The sequence below is a fragment of the Blautia sp. AM47-4 genome, from assembly GCF_003479865.1.
Lineage (GTDB): Bacteria > Bacillota > Clostridia > Lachnospirales > Lachnospiraceae > Fusicatenibacter > Fusicatenibacter saccharivorans.
In genome coordinates this window covers 1-22,202 of record NZ_QUHY01000010.1, presented here as the reverse complement: position 1 = coordinate 22,202, position 22,202 = coordinate 1, and the positions used below count along the sequence as shown (strand labels likewise).

Sequence of the window (22,202 nt, the reverse complement as noted above, 5' to 3'; positions counted from 1 at the left end):
TAATAAAATAAGATTTTTATGCCATCACGGAGAAAATAAATGGAGGAAAGACAATGAGCAGAGCAAATACACGAGTTGTGAAAATCGGCGACCGAGTCATCGGAGGCGGAAATCCGATTCTGATCCAGTCCATGACGAATACCAAAACAGAAGATGTGGAGGCAACCGTAAAGCAGATCCAGGCGCTCACGGAAGCCGGATGTGACATTATCCGATGCGCCGTCCCGACCATGGAGGCAGCCAAGGCGCTGTCCGAGATCAAAAAGCAGATCTCGATTCCGCTTGTAGCAGATATTCATTTTGACTATCGATTGGCGATCGCCGCGATCGAAAACGGAGCCGATAAAATCCGCATCAACCCGGGCAACATCGGCAGCCGCGACCGGATCCAGGCGGTTGTAGATGCAGCAAAAGAACGCCAGATTCCGATCCGCGTCGGCGTCAACAGCGGTTCACTCGAAAAAGAGCTGGTGGAAAAATACAACGGCGTAACGGCAGAGGGCCTGGTGGAGAGCGCGCTCGACAAAGTGCGGATCATCGAGGAGATGGGCTATGACAATCTCGTCATCAGCATCAAATCGTCTGATGTGATGATGTGTGCAAAAGCGCATGAGCTGATCACGAACCAGACGGATCATCCGCTTCATGTCGGCATTACGGAGGCAGGAACGCTGTATTCCGGCAACATCAAATCGGCAGTGGGACTCGGTATTATTTTATATCAGGGCATCGGAGATACGATCCGTGTTTCCCTGACCGGCGATCCGCTCGAGGAAATCAAATCCGCAAAACGGATCTTAAAGACCCTGGGACTTCGAAAAGGCGGCATTGAGGTCGTATCGTGTCCGACCTGCGGACGGACCCAGATTGACCTGATCGGACTGGCAAACCAGGTGGAAACACTGGTGCAGGGCTACGATCTTGATATCAAGGTTGCCGTCATGGGCTGCGTGGTCAACGGACCGGGCGAGGCAAAAGAGGCGGATCTTGGTGTTGCAGGCGGAAAAGGCGTCGGCATTTTAATTAAAAAAGGTGAAATCGTGAAAAAAGTACCGGAGAGCGAGCTGCTGTCCGTCTTAAAGGACGAGCTGGATCACTGGAGCAAGTAGAAAAGAAAGCAGGAATAGGAATGGAAAAACAGTTTCAGGAAGTATTTCCGGATTTGAGAATCGAAGGGGGCATGGCAGAGCTTCTCGATACCGTGGAGGTTTCACGGGTATCGATCAATAAGAAAAAAGATCTGCTGCGGATCTATGTGGTCAGCCATCAGTGGATTCACAAAAAATATATTTATCAGCTTGAGCGCCAGATCGAGGAGCAGCTCTTTTCCAACGTGCCGCTGCGCGTGAAGATTATTGAGCGGTTCTATCTGTCGCGCCAGTATACGCCGGAAAACTTTCTGGAGGTGTACCGTCCGAGTATCCTGCTCGAGCTGAAAAACCACAGTGTCTTTCTGAATCATCTGTTTTCGACTGCCGAGATTACCTTCCCGGAGACGAACAAAATGCACCTGGTGCTCGTGGATTCCGTTGTGGCAAAGGAGCGCGAGGAGGAGCTGGTCCACATTCTCGAGAAAATCTTCTGTGAGCGGTGCGGCTTCGACCTGATCGTGGAAACCGAGATGAGAAAGCCGGAGGGCGAGAGCAGCGCCATGAGAAATTCCGAGCTCCGCATCCGGGAGGAAGTGCGCCACGTTCTGGCGCATACCCATTACGGTGAGATGCTCGGCGAAAAAGAGCAGAACCGGATGGAAGAGCAGGCGGAAGCAGCAGGCGAACAGCCAAAAGCATCCGCAGCAGCCAAGGACGGCGAGGCGAAAAAAGAAAAAGCAGCAGACGGCGGAAGGGGAAAAGGTTTTTCCGGCGGTGGACGCGGTTCCTTCAAAAAAGGCAAGGGCAGTTTCGGCCGGAATGCGGACAATCAGCCGCGCAAATCCTCCAATCCGGATGTGCTGTACGGAAGAGATTTCGAGGATGAGAGCGTGGAGATTCTGAAAATCGGCGATGAGATCGGTGATGTTGTCATCCGAGGAAGAGTCCAGAGTGTGGATATGCGCGAGATCCGGAATGAGCGTACGATTTTCATGTTCACGATCACCGACTTTACGGATACCATCGGCGTCAAGATTTTCGTCCAGAACGCGGAAGTGCCGGAATTAAAGGATGCGATCAAAAAAGGCGCATTCATTAAAGTAAAAGGAAAAACGACGGTTGATGCGTTCGACCACGATCTGACGGTTATGTCTGTCTGGGGCATCAAGAAGATCACCGATTTCCGTACCGGCCGTCAGGATACGAGTCCGGTGAAGCGTGTGGAGCTGCACTGCCATACAAAGATGAGCGATATGGACGGTGTCACCGATGCTGCCCGTCTGGTACAGCGTGCCTATGAGTGGGGCCATCCGGCGATCGCGATCACCGATCACGGCGTGGTGCAGTCCTTCCCGGAGGCAAACCATGCGATCGAGGCGATCGACGGCGCTTACCGGAAAAAATACCAGGCAGAGCACCCGGATGCGACAAAAGATGAGCTGAAAAAAGTTTCGGCTCCGTTCAAGGTCATCTACGGCATGGAGGCTTATCTCGTCGACGACTTGAAAGATATCGTTGTCAACAGCAAAGGACAGGATATCCACGGAAGCTACGTTGTTTTCGATATCGAGACGACGGGATTTTCCCCGGTTGTCAACAAAATCATTGAGATCGGTGCCGTCCGTGTGGAAAACGGAGCGATTGTCGATAAGTTTTCCACCTTCGTCAACCCGAAAGTCCCGATCCCGTTCCGGATTGAGAACCTGACCGGCATCAACGACAACATGGTTCTTGACGCGCCGGACATCGAAACGGTGCTGCCGAAATTCCTGGAGTTCAGTGAGGGAGCCGTTATGGTTGCCCACAATGCTTCGTTCGATATGAGCTTTATCGAGCACAACTGCGTCCTGCAGGGGATCGAGCGGGAATTTACAACGGCGGACACCGTCGCCATGGCGCGTTTCCTGCTGCCGGGCCTGAACCGTTTCAAGCTGGATACCGTTGCGAAGGCGGTCGGCGTATCGTTGGAAAACCATCACCGTGCGGTGGACGATGCCGGCTGTACGGCGGAAATTTTCGTGAAATTCGTAAAAATGCTGGAGGAGCGCAATATTCTGACTCTGGATGACCTGAATGCGCAGGGAAAAGTATCGGAGGAGGCTGTGCGCAAGCTTCCATCGTACCATGCGATCATTCTGGCAAAGAACGAGACGGGACGTGTCAATCTGTACCGCCTCGTGTCGGAATCCCACCTGAAATACTACAACCGCCGGCCGAAGCTGCCAAAGAGCGTCTACCTGAAATACCAGGACGGTCTGATGATCGGATCTGCCTGCGAGGCGGGCGAACTCTACCAGGCAATCCTGCGCGGTGAACCGGATGCGGCGATTGCGCGTCTCGTGGACTTCTACGATTATCTGGAAATCCAGCCGATCGGCAACAACGCGTTCATGATCAAAAAAGAGGACGTTTCTGCCGTAGAGAGCGAGGAGGATTTAAAGGAGATCAACAGGCGCATCGTCAAACTTGGCGAGCAGTTCCATAAGCCTGTTGTGGCAACGTGCGACGTCCACTTCATGGATCCGCAGGACGAGATCTACCGCCGCATCATCATGACCGGAAAAGGTTTTGACGACGCGGATGAGCAGGCACCGCTGTTCCTGCGCACCACCGAGGAGATGCTTGAAGAGTTTTCGTATCTCGGAAGTGAGAAAGCGGAGGAGGTCGTCATCACCAATCCGCGCAAAATCTCCGACCTTGTCGAGAAAATCTCCCCGATCCGTGCCGGAAAATTCCCGCCGGTCATCGAGGATTCCGACAAGACACTGCGGAGAATCTGTTACGACCGCGCGCATGAAATCTACGGCGAGGAGCTGCCGGAGATCGTTTCCGCGCGCCTCGAACGGGAGCTGAACTCCATTATTTCCAACGGATATGCCGTTATGTACATCATCGCACAGAAACTAGTGTGGAAGTCGAACGAGGACGGCTACCTCGTAGGATCGCGTGGTTCCGTCGGTTCCTCGTTCGTTGCGACGATGGCGGGAATCACGGAGGTAAACCCGTTGAGCCCGCATTACTACTGCGAGTCGTGCCATTACAGCGAGTTCGATTCGCCGCGCGTCAAAGAGTACGTCGGCCGTGCCGGATGCGATATGCCGGACGCCGTCTGCCCGAACTGCGGCAAGCCGCTGAAAAAAGCCGGATTTGACATTCCGTTCGAGACGTTCCTTGGATTCAAGGGAAACAAAGAGCCGGATATCGACCTGAACTTCTCCGGTGATTACCAGAGTAAGGCGCACAAATACACAGAGGTTATTTTCGGCGCCGGTCAGACGTTCCGTGCGGGAACCATCGGTACGCTGGCGGATAAAACAGCGTTCGGTTACGTGAAGAACTATTACGAAGAGCGCGGCCAGCACAAACGGAACTGCGAGATCGACCGGATCGTGGAAGGATGCACCGGCATCCGCCGTACCACCGGCCAGCACCCGGGCGGTATCATCGTTCTGCCGTTCGGTGAGGATATCAACTCCTTCACCCCGGTGCAGCATCCGGCGAACGATATGACAACCGACATTATTACGACCCATTTCGATTACCACTCCATTGATGCCAACCTCTTAAAGCTCGACATTCTCGGACACGATGATCCGACCATGATCCGTATGCTCGAGGATATCACGCACCTTGATGCGCAGACGATTCCGCTCGATAACCCGGAGGTCATGTCGCTGTTCAAGAGCACCGAGGCGCTCGGCATCAAGCCGGAGGACATCGGTGGCTGCCCGCTTGGATGTCTTGGCGTGCCGGAGTTCGGTACCGATTTCGTTATTCAGATGCTTCTGGACACGAAGCCGCAGTCGTTCTCCGATCTGATCCGTATCTCCGGTCTGTCGCACGGAACCGACGTATGGCTCGGCAATGCGCAGACCCTGATCGAGGAGGGCAAGGCAACGATTTCCACCGCCATCTGTACCCGGGACGATATCATGATCTACCTGATCGACAAGGGACTCGAAAGTGAGCTTTCCTTTACGATCATGGAGAGCGTGCGAAAAGGAAAGGGCTTAAAGCCGGAGTGGGAAGAGGAGATGAAGGCCCACGATGTGCCGGACTGGTACATCTGGTCATGTAAAAAGATCAAGTACATGTTCCCGAAAGCCCACGCGGCGGCGTACGTCATGATGGCGTACCGCATCGCTTACTATAAAATTTTCTATCCGCTGGCGTACTATGCGGCGTACTTCTCCATTCGTGCGTCCGCATTCTCCTACGAGCTCATGTGCATGGGACGCGACCGGCTGGAATATTATATGAAAGATTACGAAAAACGGAAAGACACGCTGACTCAGAAGGAGCAGGCAACCGTCAAGGATATGAAGATTGTCCAGGAAATGTACGCCCGCGGCTTCGATTTCGTGCCGGTGGACCTCTATAAGGCACAGGCGCACCGCTTCCAGGTCTACGATGACAAACATCTGATGCCGGCGCTCGACTCGATCGAGGGTCTGGGCGACAAGGCGGCCGATGCCGTTGTCCTTGCGGCACGAAACGGAAAATTCCTCTCGAAAGATGATTTCCGCGACCGCACCAAGGTCAGCAAGACGATTATCGACTTTATGGCGGACCTAGGTGTCTTCGGAGATCTGCCCGAAAGCAACCAGTTTTCGCTGTTCGACTATTAAAAGGAGCGTCCCCTTTCCGTTGCAATCCCGTGCGTCTTGGGGTATAATCAGACGTTGTGGAAAAGAACGAAAACGATTTAGATAAAATAAGGTGAAAAACATTGAGAAGAAGATTGGAACAACTGCTGAACGGCAGATTTGAATATGAGGTTCCCCATCTGCTGCTGTCCGAGACGGAGGTGGCCCTGACGCTGGACGAGGGGCAGAATTTCCGCGGAGAGCTGAATATCGGAGCGGAAGACGGGAGAAGAGTAAAAGGAATTGTGACCACAGATCATCAGAGAATCGTTCTGGCGAAAAATCAGTTCCAGGGAACGGCGAGTACGATTGAGTACGGCGTGGATACCAGCGGATTAAAAGCAGGCGATGAAATCTGTGGAAACATCACCGTCAGCAGCAATCTGGAGGAACGCTGCGTGCGGGTACACGTCTCGATTGCGGGAAAGACAATGAACATTTCCGGACAGGAGATTCATTCCCTGGCAGATTTTGTGCATCTGGCAAGCCATGATTTCGGCGCAGCGTACCGCTTCTTTGTAAAAAAAGAGTTTGCACGTCTTCTTCAGAAAGAGGCACCGGAGCAGATGGCACTTTATCAGGGACTGTCCCACAAGCCGGTGACATTTCAGCATCTGGAGGAATTTCTGGTTGCCCTCGGTCAGAAAGAGCCGGTGATGCTTTCGGCGGAACAGCCGGAGAAAACTGTGCTTACCGTGGACCAGCCGCGCAAGGAAACACTGTATCTGTATAAAAATACCTGGGGCTACGTCCGCATGGAAATCGAGGTGCAGGGAGACTTTCTGGAAGTGGAAAAGAAAGTCGTCACTTCAGAAGATTTCATCGGAAGCGTCTACGGTGTGGAATACATTATCCATCAGGAGAAAATCGGAAACGGCCGCCATTACGGCAGAATTACGGTGCGTCAGGGAAAACAGGAGCTTCGCTTTGAACTGGAAGTGACAAACAGCGAAAAGCATGTGACCAGCAGGAAAAATACGGAGCGCGACCGTCAGATAACTGCCATCGCGCGCGGCTATCTCGATCTGGCAGTCCATAAACGCGACTACCGTACCTGGTATCAGGACACCTGGGAGGCCATCGAGCAGTTCGAAAAAGCCGGCGGAGACATGGCGTGGGTGACGCTGGGAAAAGCATGGCTGTACGAGAGCCATGAGGAAACCGGAAAAGCAAGAGAAACGCTTTCTTACGTAAAAGAGCATCAGGAACTGCTGGACACCGCGGAGAAAAAAGGAGCGTACCTGTATCTGGCATGGAAGCTGAAAATGGAAGTGGGCCATACCGGGCTGGTATCACGCCTTGGAACACTGATGCGGCAGGAGAGTGCAAGCTATTTTCTGCTAAAGCTTGCCATTGATGCCGACGATTCCTGGCAGCAGTCGCTGACCCGTCAGCTCTACGCGATGGAACTTTGCTATGAGTGCGGGTGCAAGAGCCCGCTTCTGTATCTGGATGCGGCACAGCTCTATCTCCGCCAGGAGGGACAGCTCCGCCGGATTTCGCCGTTCACCGTTCAGGTGCTGAAATTTGCGCAGAAAGAAGGCATTTTAAGCGGGGAACTGTTAAAACGGGCCGCTTATCTTACAGAGACGATGAAAACGTTCGATGAGAATGTCTATCAGATCCTGACTGCGGGCTATGAGCGTTTTCCATCCGATGAAGTGCTCGAAGCCATCTGCAAACTGGTGATGAAGGGCCGCCCGGTGCGGAAGGAATATTTCCCGTGGTATGCAAAAGCCGTGGAGCGGAACATCCGCATCACGCGCCTGTACGAGTACTATATCGAAACGATGGATGCGTCGTTCGACGAGGTTCTTCCGCAGGTCATCCGGATGTATTTCTCCTACAGCAACACACTGGCAGGCCAGAAGAAAGCGCTGATCTACGCCAACGTGATCAAAAACCGCGAAAAAGACCGCCATACATTCCAGAGCTACCGCCCGGCGATGGAGGTTTTCACGGCAAGACAGATCCAGAAAGGCCGCATGAACCGCGAATATGCTGCACTGTACCGGACTTTTCTGAAAAAACCGGAAGATCCCGACAGCGCAAAAGCGATCGCAAATGTGCTGTTTACCCATCATGTAACGTGTGAAAATCCGAAAATCACGCGTGTGATCGTCTGCCATCCGGCGATGGCGGGCGAAACGTCTTATCCGATGACGGAACAGGGTGCTTATATCCGTCTGTACGGCAAAAAAGCGCGGATTCTTCTCGAAGATGAGCAGCGCAGAAGATATGCGGTGACAGAAACCTGCCGCGTAGAGCCATTGTTTACGGATGAAGAGCTTGCCCGTGCCTGCGGCGGTTTTGCCATTGAAAATCCGGGTCTGCTGCTACACCTGTGCGGGGAGCAGGAAGAGGAGATGCAGCTTACTGCAGAAAATCTTGCCTGGTATCAGCAGGCAGCGCGCACGAGCGCATTTTCCAGTGCTTACCGGAAAACAGTGCGTCAGAAACTGCTGGAATACTATCTTGCCCATCCGGATGAGCGTGAGACCGAGGCGGCTGTTGCAGAGCTGGAGGACAGCGCTTACGCAAAGGTGGACCGTATTTCTACGATCGAGCTTCTGGTACGCTACGGCTGTTACAGCCGCGCCTTTGCCCTGACGGATCGGTACGGCTACGAAAAGATCCCGGTGTCGTGTCTCTTCCGTCTGGCGCATGCGATGATTCTGGAAAAAGAGTTTACAGAGGACGAGGAGCTTCTCTATCTGGCATCCTACGTGGTAAAACAGGGCATTTACGATGAAATTGTATTGTGCTATCTGAGAGATTATTTCACCGGTTCTATTGAGGATATGTGCAGTTTATGGGATAAAATCCGCGGCTTCCAGATGGAGAGCGACAAGTTGGAGGAGCGCATTCTGACCTGGTCCGTCTTTGTGCGCAGCCACCCGAAGTGGGAGCAGGAAATGCTGGAGAACTACATCCGACAGAGCGGAAAAGAGCATGTCATTCTGGCATACCTGACGTATCTTGCGATCGGCTATTTTATGGACGGAAAACCGCTTTCGGATCAGATGTTTGACTACTTGGACCGCGCCTGGAAACAGGGCTGGGAGCTGGACGAGATCTGCCATCTTGCGATGCTGAAACATCTTTCCACGAAGCCGCAGCTTTCTGAGGAGGAAGAAAAAGAGGCGCATACCCTGCTTCTGGCGTTTACGAAACAGGGACTCCGCTTTGCCTTCTACAAGGATCTGCCGGAGCACCTGACCGAAGGCTTCCAGATCGGCGACCGCATGTTCATCGAGGAGCGCCAGAGAGCGGAGGCAAAGGTGACGATTCATTACCGGACAAACGCCGAAGAAACATGGAAGAGCGAACCGATGCGCAATATGTATCAGGGCATTTTTGTGAAAGAGTTTCTGCTGTTCTACGGCGAGAAAATGGAGTATTACCTGACCTTTACGAACCGTCAGGGTGAGGGAAAAACAGAGGTGAAAACCGTCTCCATGACCGGCGAACCAAAAGCAGGAAAGACGCGGTACCAGCTTCTGAATCAGATGAAAGCAGCGCGCGCGGCAGGAGATTCGGAAAAAGCAGAAGAAGCATTCCAAAAGTATCTGCAGCAGGAGGCTCTGGTTCGGAACTGTTTTGCACTTGTGGATGAAAAGAAGCAGCAGGAGGATACGACATGGAACAGAAAAATTTGATTTTAGGATTTGATTTTGGAGAGAAATATTCCCAGTTCTGCTGCTATGACAGGGGAACCCATACGGCCGTCTCCATCCCGGTAAAAGAAGGAGAAGAGGCGGTGGAATTTCCGACCGCCATTGCCAAAAAACGGAATGAGGAAACGTGGAAAACAGGACCGGATGCAGAAAAATCTGCTCACGCGGAAAACGGCATCTGGCTGGACAATCTGTACGAGATCTGCATGGGATCCCGCATCTGCCAGATCGAAAACCGGGATTACACGCCGGGAGAAGTCCTTGGCACGTTCCTTCGCGAAGCACTGAAGATGATCGGCATCGAGCGCCCGGACCAGCAGATCCAGGCGATGATGATCACCACGGCCATCTGACCCGTCCATTTGTGGAAAATGTGCGTGAAGCATACAAGATAATCGGACTTCCGCGCGGCAGAGCCTACCTGCAGGAGCATGACGAGAGCTTTTACTGCCATGTGCTGAACCAGAAGCCGGAGCTCTGGAGCCGTAAAGTCGGTCTGTTTTTCCTGAAAGATGAGGAGGCATCGTTTTCTGAACTTTCCATCAGCCGTAAAACGAAGCCGGCAACTGTGACCGTAAAACGAGGGCCAAAAGCCGCACTTTCGATCGAGCCGATGGAGCGCGACCGCGATTTCTGCCATCTGATGGGAGAAGCGATGGGGAATGAAATTTATTCCAGCGTATTTCTGGTGAGCGAGGAGTTCGACCTTGCCTGGGCCGACAACTCTCTGCGTCAGTTAAAGAAAAACCAGAGAAGAATCTTCGGCGGAACGAACCTGTTTGCACAGGGCGCCTGCTTTTCCGCGCGCGAAAAAGTGGAGGAGCGCCGCTTAAAGGGCTATCTCTTCCTCGGAAATGACCTCGTGCGCTACAACATCGGCATGGAGATGACGATCAATGGTTCTCCGGCATACTATGCGCTGATTGCAGCCGGTGTGAACTGGTATGAAGCAGAAAAAGAATGTGAGCTGATCCTCGACGGAACGGAGGAGCTGGAATTTGTTGTAAGCTCCATGGAAAGCGGAAAACGAAACCGCTATACCATGAAGCTGGACGGGCTGCCCAAACGGCCGCCGAAGACAACACGGATCCGTCTGCGTCTGGAGTATGATTCTCCGGTTACGTGTCAGATCACCGCAGAGGATTTAGGGTTTGGCGATATGTTCCCGGCAAGCCACAAAATCTGGCACGAGACGATGGGGGAGGTGTAAACGATGAGCGGTTATATTTTATGTCAGGTCAAACGGGCGAAAAATCCGTATTATATTTCCAACATCAGCACAAATATATATTCCATCGAGGAACTGTGCTATTATCTGTACCACAACATCTATCTGCTGGACGAGACCATCATTAACGAGCAGCTGCTGGTGTGGATGAAAGAAGAACTCCACTTAAGAAGACTGTACCAGCGTCTCTACGTCCTTCTGGAGGAGAAAAAGAACATCGGTGAGTTTATCCTGCCGATCTTCAAGGAGATCAATTATCTTTCCCACGATCAGTTCCGTGAGATGAATGAGCGCCTGAAACGGTTCGAGGAGCAGCCGGAGATTGTGCGGAAAAAAATCAAGGGAGACTACCTTGTCGACCACGAAAAATATATCAATGCGATCCAGGTTTACCAGGAAACGCTGAAAGATACCGAGGAAAACGAAACCAACATGGGAAGCCAGTTCACCGGAAGTATTTACAACAACATGGGCTGTGCCTACGCAAGTCTGTTCCAGATGAATGAAGCACTTACGTGTTTTCAGAAAGCAAATGAGGAGCTGCACACGAAAGCAGCGTTAAAGAGCTGGCTGTTTGCGGTCTACATGAGCAAAGGACAGGACGCCTATGAGCAGATGTGCACCGAGCGGAAAGTGGACGCCGAGACGAAACGGGAGATGGACCGCCAGATCACCGAGGCAATGCAGGTCGAGCTCCCGCGCGATCTGGACGAAGCTCTTGCGGCGTGGACACGGGAATATCATAAAAATACCGGACTTTGAACAAAAAGAACAAAAAAATTACTTGACAGCAAAAAAGAATGGGACTATAATACAGCGCATAAGAAAAAAATAAATACTTCGAAACCGATGAAGTGGAGATAACGTTGGAAGCGCCCTCACAGAGAGCCCGGGCAGGTGGAAGCCGGACAGAAAGCGGATCAGCAAATGGACCACGGAGGGTACAGGGAAAAGCGGGAAACCGTCTGAGTATTCTGTAACGTGCAGGCATACGTTAGTTGCCAGGAATATGATCGTATTCTGCAGAGCGTGTGAGCAATCGCAAAACAAGGTGGCACCACGAGTATAAAAATATACCCGCCCTTGGCAAAGAACAAAGTGATTCTTTGCCGGGGGCGGTTTTTTGTATATCAGAAATTGGTTCTGAGGACCAGTGTTGATGACAGCCTTTGCAGACGCAAGGAGAGGAGATAACAAGATGAAACAGATGACGTTAGAAGAAATTTCAAAAGCAGCCGCATCGGGAGCTTTTCGGAAAATCCCGGTAAGCAGAGAAATTTATTCGGATATCCGTACACCAGTAGAAACACTGAAAGTCCTGCAGGGCGTCAGCAGCCACTGCTACATGCTTGAAAGCGTGGAGGATAAAAAACAGTGGGGAAGATACACCTTCCTCGGCTACGATCCGTCGCTGGAACTCACCTGTGTCAACGGAAACCTGACAATCACCGCCGATGCGGCAGAGATGAAAAAAGTAGAAGATATTCCGGAAAGCCACAAAGAACAGCTTCCGACCGGACAGATCCGGCTGACTGCAAAGACAGCCCATCCGGGAGCCGTCATCAAAACCCTGATTGAGAAAAATAAAAGTCCGAAGATCGCGACACTGCCGACCTTCACCGGCGGCCTCGTTGGATACTTCTCTTACGATTACATCAAGTACAGCGAGCCGACCTTAAAGCTGGACGCAGAAGATCAGGAACATTTCAAAGATGTCGACCTGATGCTGTTCGATAAGGTCATCGCCTATGATAATTATCGTCAGAAAATCGTACTGATGCTTAATATCGAAACCGAAAATCTCGAAGAAAATTACGAAAAAGCCGTACAGGAACTCGAAAAAATGGAAGAGCTGATCCGCTTCGGAAAACCGGCCGAGACGAAAGCAGGCCACCTGAAATCCGAGTTCCGCCCGCTCTTCGATGAGAAAGCGTACTGTGAGAAAGTTGAGCAGGTCAAACATTATATCCACGAGGGAGACCTCTTCCAGCTCGTTCTCTCCAACCGGCTCGAAGCTGATTTTGAGGGAAGCCTCCTCGATACGTACCGCGTCCTCCGCACGACGAACCCGTCGCCGTACATGTTCTACTTCTCGAGTGATGATGTCGAGATCGTCGGTGCATCCCCGGAAACTCTCGTAAAAGTCGAGGACGGAGAGGTCCGGACCTTCCCGCTTGCCGGAACGCGGCAGAGAGGAAAGAGCTATGAAGAAGACCAGCGGCTGGAAAAAGAACTCCTCGCCGATGAAAAAGAGCGTGCCGAGCACAATATGCTGGTCGATCTGGGAAGAAATGATCTTGGAAAGATCTGTGATTTCGGAACCGTGGAAGTAGAAAAATACATGTCAATCGAGCGTTACTCCCACGTCATGCACATCGGTTCCACCGTAAAAGGACAGCTTCGGAAAGACAAGACCGCAGTCGATGCCATCGATTCCGTTCTCCCGGCCGGAACCCTCTCCGGTGCACCAAAGCTCCGTGCCTGCCAGATCATCAACGAGCTGGAAAACAACAAGCGCGGCATTTACGGCGGTGCGATCGGCTATCTGGATTTCACCGGAAATATGGACACCTGCATCGCAATCCGGCTTGCGTTTAAGAAAAACGGAAAAGTGTTCGTCCGCTCCGGTGCCGGCATTGTAGCCGACAGCGTACCGGAAAAAGAGCATCAGGAATGCATCAACAAAGCAAAGGCCGTGATGGTCGCACTTGCGGAGGCAGAAGGAGGAAGCAACTTATGATACTGCTGGTAGATAATTATGACAGTTTTTCCTATAACCTGTATCAGCTCGCCGGTTCGATCAATCCGGACATGAAGGTCATCCGGAACGACGAGATGACGATCGACGAAATCTGCGCACTGGCACCGGCATCCATCATCTTATCTCCCGGACCGGGCCGTCCGGAGCAGGCAGGCCGATGCATGGAGATTGTAGAAAAATTAGGCGGCGAGATCCCGATCCTCGGTGTCTGCCTCGGCCATCAGGCAATCTGTGCCGCGTACGGCGCGACCGTCACCTATGCGAAACAGCTGATGCATGGCAAACAGTCCGAGACAACGCTGGATCTTACCTCGGAATTATTCCAGGGGCTGCCGGAAACCGTTCCGGTTGCAAGATACCATTCCCTCGCAGCTGATGAAGCGACACTGCCGGAAACCTTAAAGGTAACGGCAAGAACTGCAGACGGCGAGGTCATGGCAGTCGAGGACAGTGAGAAAAAGATCTACGGAGTCCAGTTTCATCCGGAATCCATTCTGACCCCGCAGGGCAGACAGATGGTAGAAAACTTCTTAAAAATTACAAGATAGATCACAGGACAGCAAAGAAAGAGAGAAACAGAATATGATTCGGGAAGCGATTGTAAAACTGGTAAATAAAGAGAACTTAACCTACGAGATGGCAGAGGGCGCCATGGATGAAATCATGGGAGGAAAAGCCGATCCGATCCAGATCAGCGCATTTTTAACTGCCATGACGATGAAAGGCGAGACAATCGAAGAGATCACCGCATGTGCCAACGGCATGAGAAAGCACGGTGTTCACATGGAACATGACAAGGATGTTCTGGAAATCGTCGGAACCGGCGGAGATAAATCCAATTCCTTCAACATCTCCACAACAGCATCCCTTGTGATCTCTGCAGGCGGCGTCGCAGTTGCGAAACACGGAAACCGCGCCGCATCGAGCAAATCCGGCGCAGCCGACTGTCTCGAAGCGCTCGGCGTCAAAATCGACCTGGAGCTGGAGAAAAACAAAGAAGTTCTGGAAAAACTTGGAATCTGTTTCCTGTTCGCACAGAAATACCACATGTCCATGAAATACGTGGCACCGGTCCGCAAGATGCTCGGCATCCGGACCATTTTCAACATCCTCGGACCGCTGACCAACCCGGCAGCAGCCACGATGCAGGTGATGGGTGTCTACGAGGAAGCACTTGTCCGCCCGATGGCAGAAGTTCTCTCCAATCTTGGTGTCAAACGCGGCATGGTTGTCTACGGCCAGGACTGCCTCGATGAAATTTCCTTAAGCGCACCGACAAGCGTCTGCGAGATCAAGGACGGAACGTTTGAGGAATACGTCATCACACCGGAAGAGTTCGGCATGACCCGCTGTACCAAAGAAGAGCTGGTCGGCGGAACCCCGCAGGAGAATGCTGAAATTACGAAAGAAATTCTTGCAGGAAAGAAAGGCCCGGCAAGAGACGCTGTTGTCCTGAATGCCGCCGCAGCCCTTCATGTAGCAAAAGAAATCCCGATGCAGGACGCTGTAAAACTGGCAGAGGAGCTGATTGACAGCGGAAAAGCACAGAAAAAACTCGAAGAGTTTGTGTCACTCGCCAATAAATTGGCAGAAGAGGAATAAACATATGATACTGGAAACGATTGCAGAAGCCACAAGAAAACGTGTCGCTGCAGAAAAAGAGAAGTGTTCTCTTGCAGAAATGAAAGAAAAAGCAACGGCGATGAACCCGGACACCGGATTCCCGTTTGAACAGACGCTGAAAAAGCCGGGCATGTCCTTTATCTGCGAGGTAAAAAAAGCCTCCCCGTCGAAGGGCATCATCGCAGAAGATTTCCCCTATCTGGAGATCGCAAAGGAATATGAAGCGGCCGGTGCCTCCGCCATTTCCTGCCTGACTGAGCCGGAATACTTCAAAGGCGACAAGCGTTACTTAAAAAAAATTGCAGAAACCGTATCCATCCCGGTTCTGCGGAAAGATTTTACCGTGGATCCCTATATGATCTACGAGGCAAAGGTGCTCGGAGCCACCGCTGTCCTTCTGATCTGTGCGCTGCTGCCGGAGGAAACCTTAAAAGAATATCTGGAAACAGCGCATTCCCTCGGCCTTTCCGCTCTTGTGGAAGCCCACGATGAGGCGGAGGTTGCACAGGCCATGCGCGCCGGAGCAAGGATCATCGGCGTCAACAACCGCAACTTAAAAGATTTCACGGTCGATATCCACAACAGTGAGCGGCTGCGGGAGCTTGTCCCGGAAAACATTGTTTTCGTATCCGAGAGCGGCATCAAAACGCCGGAGGATGTCGGAAGACTGTATCAGAATAAAACCGATGCCGTTCTGATCGGCGAAACGCTGATGCGGAGCAGCAACAAAAAAGCAGAGCTTGAAAAACTCTCTTCAATGTGTTAAAGTGGTAACGTAAGTGCGCAAAACAAAACAGAGCGCACGGGGAGTCAAACGTTATGGAAGAACAGACCAGAATCAAAATCTGCGGGCTCACACGGCTGGAAGACATCGATGCGGTGAATGAACTGAAGCCCGAATATGTCGGCTTTGTCTTTGCAAAAAGCCGCAGACAGATTACAAAAGAACATGCCGTGACGCTGCGGCGCTATCTGGATCCCGAAATCCAGGCGGTCGGCGTCTTTGTGAACGAGCTTCCGGCGATTGTCGCAGGATACCTCGAAGAGGGCGTCATCGATCTGGCACAGCTCCACGGAAATGAGAGTGAAGAATATATCCATTCGCTCCGGTTCCGCACCGGCGGGGAACTGATCAAGGCATTTTCCATCAAAACCAGGGAGGACGTCGAAAAGGCGAAAAAAAGCAGCGCCGATTACATCCTTCTCGACCACGGAAAAGGCGGTACCGGCGAATCGTTCGACTGGTCACTGATCAGAAACATGGACCGCCCGTATTTCCTTGCGGGAGGCCTGAACGCCGAAAATGTGGAACAGGCGATTTTACAGACACATCCCTTCGCCGTCGACATCAGCAGCGGTGTCGAGACAGACGGCGTAAAGGACCCGGAAAAAATCACAGAATGCATAAGGAGGATAAGACATGTCTGACGGAAGATTTGGTATTCACGGAGGCCAGTACATACCGGAAACTCTGATGAATGAAATTATCAATTTGGAAAAACAGTACAATTATTATAAAAACGATCCGGAGTTCTGCCAGGAGCTCGATGACCTGCTGAAAAATTACGCGGGCCGCCCGTCCCTTCTCTACTACGCAGAGAAAATGACAAAGGATCTCGGCGGAGCAAAAATTTACCTCAAACGAGAGGATCTGAACCACACCGGAGCCCACAAAATCAACAACGTGCTCGGACAGTGCCTCCTCGCAAAAAGAATGGGAAAAACCCGTGTCATCGCAGAGACCGGAGCCGGCCAGCACGGTGTGGCAACCGCAACGGCAGCAGCGCTGATGGGACTTGAGTGTGAGATCTTCATGGGAAAAGAAGACACCGACCGTCAGGCCCTCAATGTATACCGGATGGAGCTTCTCGGTGCAAAAGTAAATGCCGTTACTACCGGAACTATGACCTTAAAAGATGCCGTCAATGAGGCGATGCGCGAGTGGGTATCACGTGTCGATGACACCCACTACGTTCTCGGTTCCGTTATGGGCCCGCATCCGTTCCCGACCATCGTCCGCGATTTCCAGGCTGTCATCAGCAAAGAGGCAAGAGAGCAGATCCTCGAAAAAGAAGGAAAACTCCCGAAAGCCGTCATGGCATGCGTCGGCGGCGGAAGCAATGCGATGGGTATGTTCTATAACTTCATCAATGACAAAAATGTCCGCCTGATTGGATGCGAGGCAGCAGGACGCGGCGTCAACACCGCAGAGACTGCAGCAACCATTGCAACCGGAACACTCGGCGTCTTCCACGGTATGAAATCCTACTTCTGCCAGGATAAATATGGTCAGATCGCACCGGTTTACTCGATTTCCGCAGGCCTTGACTACCCGGGCATTGGACCGGAGCATGCATATCTGCATGACATCGGCCGCGCCGAATACGTTCCGGTAACGGACGATGAGGCAGTAGAAGCTTTTGAATACCTCGCAAGAACCGAGGGTATCATCTGTGCGATCGAGAGTGCCCATGCAGTAGCCCATGCGATGAAGATCGCAAAAGAATTTGATCCGGAAGACTCCATCATCATCTGCCTGTCCGGACGCGGAGACAAAGACGTAGCAGCCATTGCAAGATACAGAGGGAGGGATCTTCATGAGTAAAGTAACAGAAGCATTTTCAAACAGCAAAGCATTCATTCCGTTTCTGACAGCCGGAGACCCGAACATTGAAAAAACAGAGAATTATATTCTGGAGCTCGAAAAAGCAGGCGCAGACCTGATCGAGATCGGAATCCCGTTCTCGGATCCGATTGCCGAGGGCGTTGTCATCCAGGAGGCAGACCTCCGTTCCTTAAAAGCCGGAACTACCACCGATAAAATTTTCGATATGGTAGCCTCCGTGCGCAAAAAAACAGACATTCCGCTGGTGTTTATGACCTACTTAAACCCGGTGTTCCATTACGGATACGAGCCGTTCTTTACAAAATGCGAGGAAGTCGGCATCAATGGCATCATCATCCCGGATATGCCGTATGAGGAAAAAGGCGAATTAAACGATATTGCGCGCAGCCATCAGGTAGATGTCATTTCCCTGATTGCGCCGACGTCTGAGCAGCGCATCCAGAAAATTGCCGCAGACGCCGAAGGTTTTATCTACCTCGTATCGTCTCTGGGCGTTACCGGTGTCAGAAGCGAGATCAAGACAGACCTCGATTCCATGATCGCCGCAATCCGCAAAGTAACCGATATTCCGGTAGCCGTAGGCTTCGGCATCAACACGACCGATCAGGCGGCCAACATTGCAAAAATTGCGGACGGTGTCATCGTCGGAAGCGCTATCGTCAAAATGATTGCGAAGTACGGCACTCATGCGGAGCAGCACATCTATACGTATGTCCGCATGATGAAGGAAGCTGTCATGACAGCAAATAAATAAAACCCGCGTCATTGCGTGTTTGAAAAAACTGTGTTAAGATGAGAGCGTGTCTGAAACAAACCGTTTTGGACACGCTTTTTCAACGTAAAATACCTGACCGGCTTTCGAAAAAGCCGGATAGAATATGGAGGAAAAACGTGTTAGATGTATGTTTACTGGGAACAGGCGGTATGATGCCTCTGCCAGGCAGACGCCTGACCGCCCTGATGACCCGATACAACGGAAGCAGCCTTCTGATCGACTGCGGCGAGGGAACCCAGGTTGCCATCAAGGAAAAAGGCTGGACCTTTAAGCCGATTGATGCCATCTGCTTCACCCATTACCACGCAGACCACATCAGCGGCCTTCCAGGACTTCTCCTGACGATGGGAAACACTGACCGGAGAGAACCGCTGACCATGATCGGCCCAAAAGGCCTGGAGCGCGTCGTCAATTCGCTGCGCGTCATCTGCCCGGAGCTGCCGTTCCCGATTGTATTTCACGAGGTGACAGCGCCGGAGGAAGTGATCGAGATGAACGGCTACAAAATCACAGCCTTCCGCGTGCAGCACAATATCACCTGCTACGGCTATTCGCTGGAAATCTCCCGCAAGGGAAAATTCGATGTGGAGCGCGCTAAAGCACAGGAAATTCCGATTAAATGCTGGAATCCGCTGCAGAAAGGCGAGACTGTCACCCTGGATGGAAAGACGTATACGCCGGACATGGTCCTCGGCCCTGCCAGAAAGGGACTGAAGGTGACCTACTGCACCGATACCCGCCCGATTCCGTCGATCTCCGAACATGCGAAAGGCTCCGACCTTTTCATCTGCGAGGGAATGTACGGCGAGCCGGAAAAACAGGCAAAAGCAAAAGAATTTAAGCATATGACCTTCTACGAGGCGGCAAAACTGGCAAAAGATGCCGAGGTTGCCGAAATGTGGCTGACCCACTTTTCCCCGTCGCTCGTCGGCCCGCAGCGGTACATGGATGAGGTACAGAAGATTTTCCCGGCCGCAGAGCTTGGAAAAGACGGAAGATCAGTAGAACTGTTATTTGAAGAGGAAACGAAAAATGAGTGAAAAAGATACCCTGATTCTTGCAATTGAGAGCTCCTGCGATGAAACCGCAGCCTCCGTCGTGAAAAACGGAAGATGTGTGCTGTCTAACATTATTTCATCCCAGATCGCCATCCATACCCTGTATGGCGGTGTTGTGCCGGAAATTGCATCCAGAAAACATATCGAAAAAATCAACCAGGTTGTAGAAGCGGCCTTAAAAGAAGCCGATGTCACTCTGGATGATATCGATGCGATCGGTGTTACGTACGGCCCTGGTCTTGTCGGCGCACTTCTCGTCGGCGTGGCAGAGGCAAAAGCGATCGCCTATGCAAAAAAGAAACCGCTGGTCGGCGTTCACCATATTGAAGGCCACGTCTCGGCGAACTATATCGAACACCCGGATCTGGAGCCGCCGTTCCTGTGTGAAATCATCTCCGGAGGCCATACCCATCTTGTCATTGTAAAAGATTACGGTTCTTTCGAAATCCTCGGAAGAACGAGAGACGACGCAGCCGGAGAAGCCTTCGACAAGGTAGCCCGTGCCATCGGACTCGGCTATCCGGGCGGACCGAAGATCGACAAGCTGGCAAAAGAAGGAAACCCGCACGCCATCGACTTCCCGCGTGCCCACATGGAGGATGCGCCGTATGACTTCAGCTTCAGCGGCGTAAAATCTGCCGTTTTAAACCATCTGAACAAATGCCGGATGACAGGCGAACCAATTGTCGAAGCAGACATCGCTGCGTCCTTCCAGCAGGCCGTTGTGGACGTTCTGGTGGATAATGCCATCCGTGCGGCCAAAGATTACCATATGGACCGTCTGGCGATCGCCGGCGGCGTTGCATCGAACGGGGCACTCCGCGCGGCGATGGAAGCAGCATGTGAAAAAGAGGGCATCCGCTTTTACCGTCCGTCCCCGATCTTCTGTACCGACAATGCGGCCATGATCGGTGTGGCAGCTTACTACGAGTACCAGAAGGGAACCCGCCACGGCTGGGACCTGAATGCCGTACCGAACCTGAAGCTTGGAGAACGATAAGAAAAAGAAACTTCCGCAGCAGAACGGAGAAGAGAGATCTGCTGCGGAGTTTTTGCATTTGTAGAAAACGGAGGAAAAGATGAGCGAGAAGAAAGAAAAATACACTGTGGTTGTCCTGGCAGCCGGAAAGGGAACCCGGATGGGCGGAAGCGTAGCAAAACAGTTTCTGGAAATCGGAGGAAAACCAGTCGTGGTTTACGCGCTGGAGGTTTTTGAACATTCGCCGGAGATTGACCAGATCATTCTTGTGACAGGTGCGGATAAAATAGAATACTGTCAGAAAGAGATTATCGAAAAATATGGAATTAAGAAAACTGTTTCCGTATGCGCAGGCGGAAGGGAACGGTATGAATCTGTCTGGAAAGCATTGCAGACGCTGAAAAGCCTGGAAAGCGAACAGGAGCAGAAGACCGATTACGTTCTGATTCACGATGGTGCCCGCCCGTTTTTAAACCAGGAAATGCTGGAACGTCTCTGCGCATGTGTAAAAGAAGAAAAAGCCTGTGTCCTTGGCATGCCGGTCAAGGATACCATCAAGCTTACCGATGAAAACGGAAAAATCAGGGAAAGCCCGCGAAGAGATCTCGTATGGCAGGCACAGACCCCGCAGGCCTTTGCAGCAGAGCTTCTGTTTCCGGCATTCGAAAAACTGATGCAGCATTCCACAGAAGGAATCACCGACGATGCCATGGTTGTGGAGCAGGAGATGGGAATCGCATCAGTGATGGTAAAAGGCGGCTATGAAAATATAAAAATCACAACACCGGAGGATCTGCTCGTTGCAGAGAGCTTTCTGGCAGAAAAATAGAAAAAAGCAAAATACAGAAAGCAAACTATAAATAGATAAAAATAAATGTGTGAATTGCAAAACGGGGAAAAACAGCGAAAACGAAAAAGAAATTGAAAAAAATGTAAAAAAAATTCAAAAAAGTGGTTGACATTCTGAAACACTGCTGATATAATAACGAATGTCGCTGAGCGAGAGAGATAAAAACGCAAAGCTGACAAGCCAAAAACTGAGATGATTTCGGGAGTTACCGAGATTTGAATTCACACACGGAGAGGTATCGAAGCGGTCATAACGAGGCGGTCTTGAAAACCGTTTGTCCGAAAGGGCGCGTGGGTTCGAATCCCACCCTCTCCGCTCAAAACTCAGTTAATTGAATATCTGATTATGAATCAGGCAAACTATGGAGAAGTACCCAAGCTGGCTGAAGGGGCTCCCCTGGAAAGGGAGTAGGTCGTTAATAGCGGCGCGAGGGTTCAAATCCCTCCTTCTCCGCTCGACTTTGAAAAAAGTTGAAAAAAGTTCTTGACAAATGCAAATGAGTTTGATAAAATAAACGAGTTGCTGACCGAGAGAACAGTGAAGAACCTTGATAATTAAACAATGAAACACATCCTCGAAAGTTCTGAATAAGTAATTCAAAACGATCGAAAGATCCTTTAAAACAGTAAAAGGGATAAATTAGCTAGTATGTTGATTTTGAACTTGGAACAAACATTTTATCAGAGAGTTTGATCCTGGCTCAGGATGAACGCTGGCGGCGTGCTTAACACATGCAAGTCGAGCGAAGCGGCTGAATTGATTCTTCGGATGATTTTCGGTTGACTGAGCGGCGGACGGGTGAGTAACGCGTGGGTGACCTGCCCCATACCGGGGGATAACAGCTGGAAACGGCTGCTAATACCGCATAAGCGCACAGAGCTGCATGGC

At 51.5% G+C, this 22,202-nt stretch carries 16 protein-coding genes, 2 tRNA genes and 1 rRNA gene; all 19 read left to right on the top strand.

The window, feature by feature from the left end; all coding sequences use genetic code 11:
* The first annotated feature begins 53 nt into the window (after positions 1-53).
* Complete coding sequence (ispG, locus tag DW965_RS08525) at positions 54-1,109, top strand: flavodoxin-dependent (E)-4-hydroxy-3-methylbut-2-enyl-diphosphate synthase (RefSeq protein ID WP_119198280.1); 1,056 nt, start codon at positions 54-56, stop codon at positions 1,107-1,109.
* A gap of 20 nt (positions 1,110-1,129) precedes the next feature.
* A complete protein-coding gene (locus DW965_RS08520) occupies positions 1,130-5,719 on the top strand; it encodes a PolC-type DNA polymerase III (RefSeq protein WP_119198279.1) in 4,590 nt (1,529 codons plus the stop codon).
* A 101-nt stretch (positions 5,720-5,820) separates the two neighbouring features.
* On the top strand, positions 5,821-9,396 hold the full coding sequence (locus DW965_RS08515) for a DUF5717 family protein (RefSeq protein WP_147398780.1): 3,576 nt from the start codon (positions 5,821-5,823) through the stop codon (positions 9,394-9,396).
* Positions 9,378-9,767 (top strand): hypothetical protein, encoded by a 390-nt coding sequence (locus DW965_RS08510; RefSeq protein WP_119198277.1) that lies wholly within the window; start codon positions 9,378-9,380, stop codon positions 9,765-9,767. The genes DW965_RS08515 and DW965_RS08510 overlap by 19 nt, the downstream gene beginning before the upstream one ends.
* 20 nt (positions 9,768-9,787) lie before the next feature.
* Positions 9,788-10,624 carry a DUF5716 family protein gene (locus tag DW965_RS08505; RefSeq protein ID WP_147398779.1) on the top strand — a complete coding sequence of 279 codons (837 nt, stop codon included), beginning with the start codon at positions 9,788-9,790 and terminating at the stop codon, positions 10,622-10,624.
* 3 nt (positions 10,625-10,627) lie between these two features.
* Positions 10,628-11,404: a hypothetical protein gene (locus DW965_RS08500; protein WP_055219913.1), complete on the top strand. Its 777-nt coding sequence runs from the start codon at positions 10,628-10,630 to the stop codon at positions 11,402-11,404.
* 436 nt (positions 11,405-11,840) lie between these two features.
* Entirely contained in the window at positions 11,841-13,382 is a 1,542-nt protein-coding gene (gene trpE, locus DW965_RS08495) for an anthranilate synthase component I (RefSeq protein ID WP_119198275.1), read from the top strand.
* Positions 13,379-13,951 (top strand): anthranilate synthase component II, encoded by a 573-nt coding sequence (locus DW965_RS08490; protein ID WP_022462657.1) that lies wholly within the window; start codon positions 13,379-13,381, stop codon positions 13,949-13,951. Before trpE ends, DW965_RS08490 begins: the two co-directional genes overlap by 4 nt.
* Positions 13,952-13,985: 34 nt before the next feature.
* The gene (gene trpD, locus DW965_RS08485; RefSeq protein WP_055219910.1) at positions 13,986-15,005 is read left to right on the top strand and encodes an anthranilate phosphoribosyltransferase; all 1,020 of its coding nucleotides are present in this window, start codon (positions 13,986-13,988) and stop codon (positions 15,003-15,005) included.
* Between the two features lie 4 nt (positions 15,006-15,009).
* Positions 15,010-15,792 carry an indole-3-glycerol phosphate synthase TrpC gene (trpC, locus tag DW965_RS08480; RefSeq protein WP_055219907.1) on the top strand — a complete coding sequence of 261 codons (783 nt, stop codon included), beginning with the start codon at positions 15,010-15,012 and terminating at the stop codon, positions 15,790-15,792.
* A gap of 53 nt (positions 15,793-15,845) precedes the next feature.
* Entirely contained in the window at positions 15,846-16,454 is a 609-nt protein-coding gene (locus tag DW965_RS08475; protein ID WP_055219905.1) for a phosphoribosylanthranilate isomerase, read from the top strand.
* Positions 16,447-17,631, top strand: coding sequence for a tryptophan synthase subunit beta (trpB, locus tag DW965_RS08470; RefSeq protein WP_022462653.1), 1,185 nt, complete (start codon positions 16,447-16,449; stop codon positions 17,629-17,631). Before DW965_RS08475 ends, trpB begins: the two co-directional genes overlap by 8 nt.
* On the top strand, positions 17,624-18,406 hold the full coding sequence (gene trpA / locus DW965_RS08465; protein ID WP_055219903.1) for a tryptophan synthase subunit alpha: 783 nt from the start codon (positions 17,624-17,626) through the stop codon (positions 18,404-18,406). Before trpB ends, trpA begins: the two co-directional genes overlap by 8 nt.
* Before the next feature lie 137 nt (positions 18,407-18,543).
* The gene (locus DW965_RS08460; protein WP_117761647.1) at positions 18,544-19,467 is read left to right on the top strand and encodes a ribonuclease Z; all 924 of its coding nucleotides are present in this window, start codon (positions 18,544-18,546) and stop codon (positions 19,465-19,467) included.
* Positions 19,460-20,485 carry a tRNA (adenosine(37)-N6)-threonylcarbamoyltransferase complex transferase subunit TsaD gene (tsaD, locus tag DW965_RS08455; RefSeq protein ID WP_022462650.1) on the top strand — a complete coding sequence of 342 codons (1,026 nt, stop codon included), beginning with the start codon at positions 19,460-19,462 and terminating at the stop codon, positions 20,483-20,485. The genes DW965_RS08460 and tsaD overlap by 8 nt, the downstream gene beginning before the upstream one ends.
* Before the next feature lie 79 nt (positions 20,486-20,564).
* Positions 20,565-21,293, top strand: coding sequence for a 2-C-methyl-D-erythritol 4-phosphate cytidylyltransferase (ispD, locus tag DW965_RS08450; protein WP_117761648.1), 729 nt, complete (start codon positions 20,565-20,567; stop codon positions 21,291-21,293).
* Positions 21,294-21,543: 250 nt separating this feature from the next.
* Positions 21,544-21,629 (top strand) — tRNA-Ser (locus DW965_RS08445).
* A gap of 48 nt (positions 21,630-21,677) precedes the next feature.
* Positions 21,678-21,767 (top strand) — tRNA-Ser (locus tag DW965_RS08440).
* 224 nt (positions 21,768-21,991) lie between these two features.
* A 16S ribosomal RNA gene (locus DW965_RS08435) occupies positions 21,992-22,202 on the top strand; the annotation flags it as partial.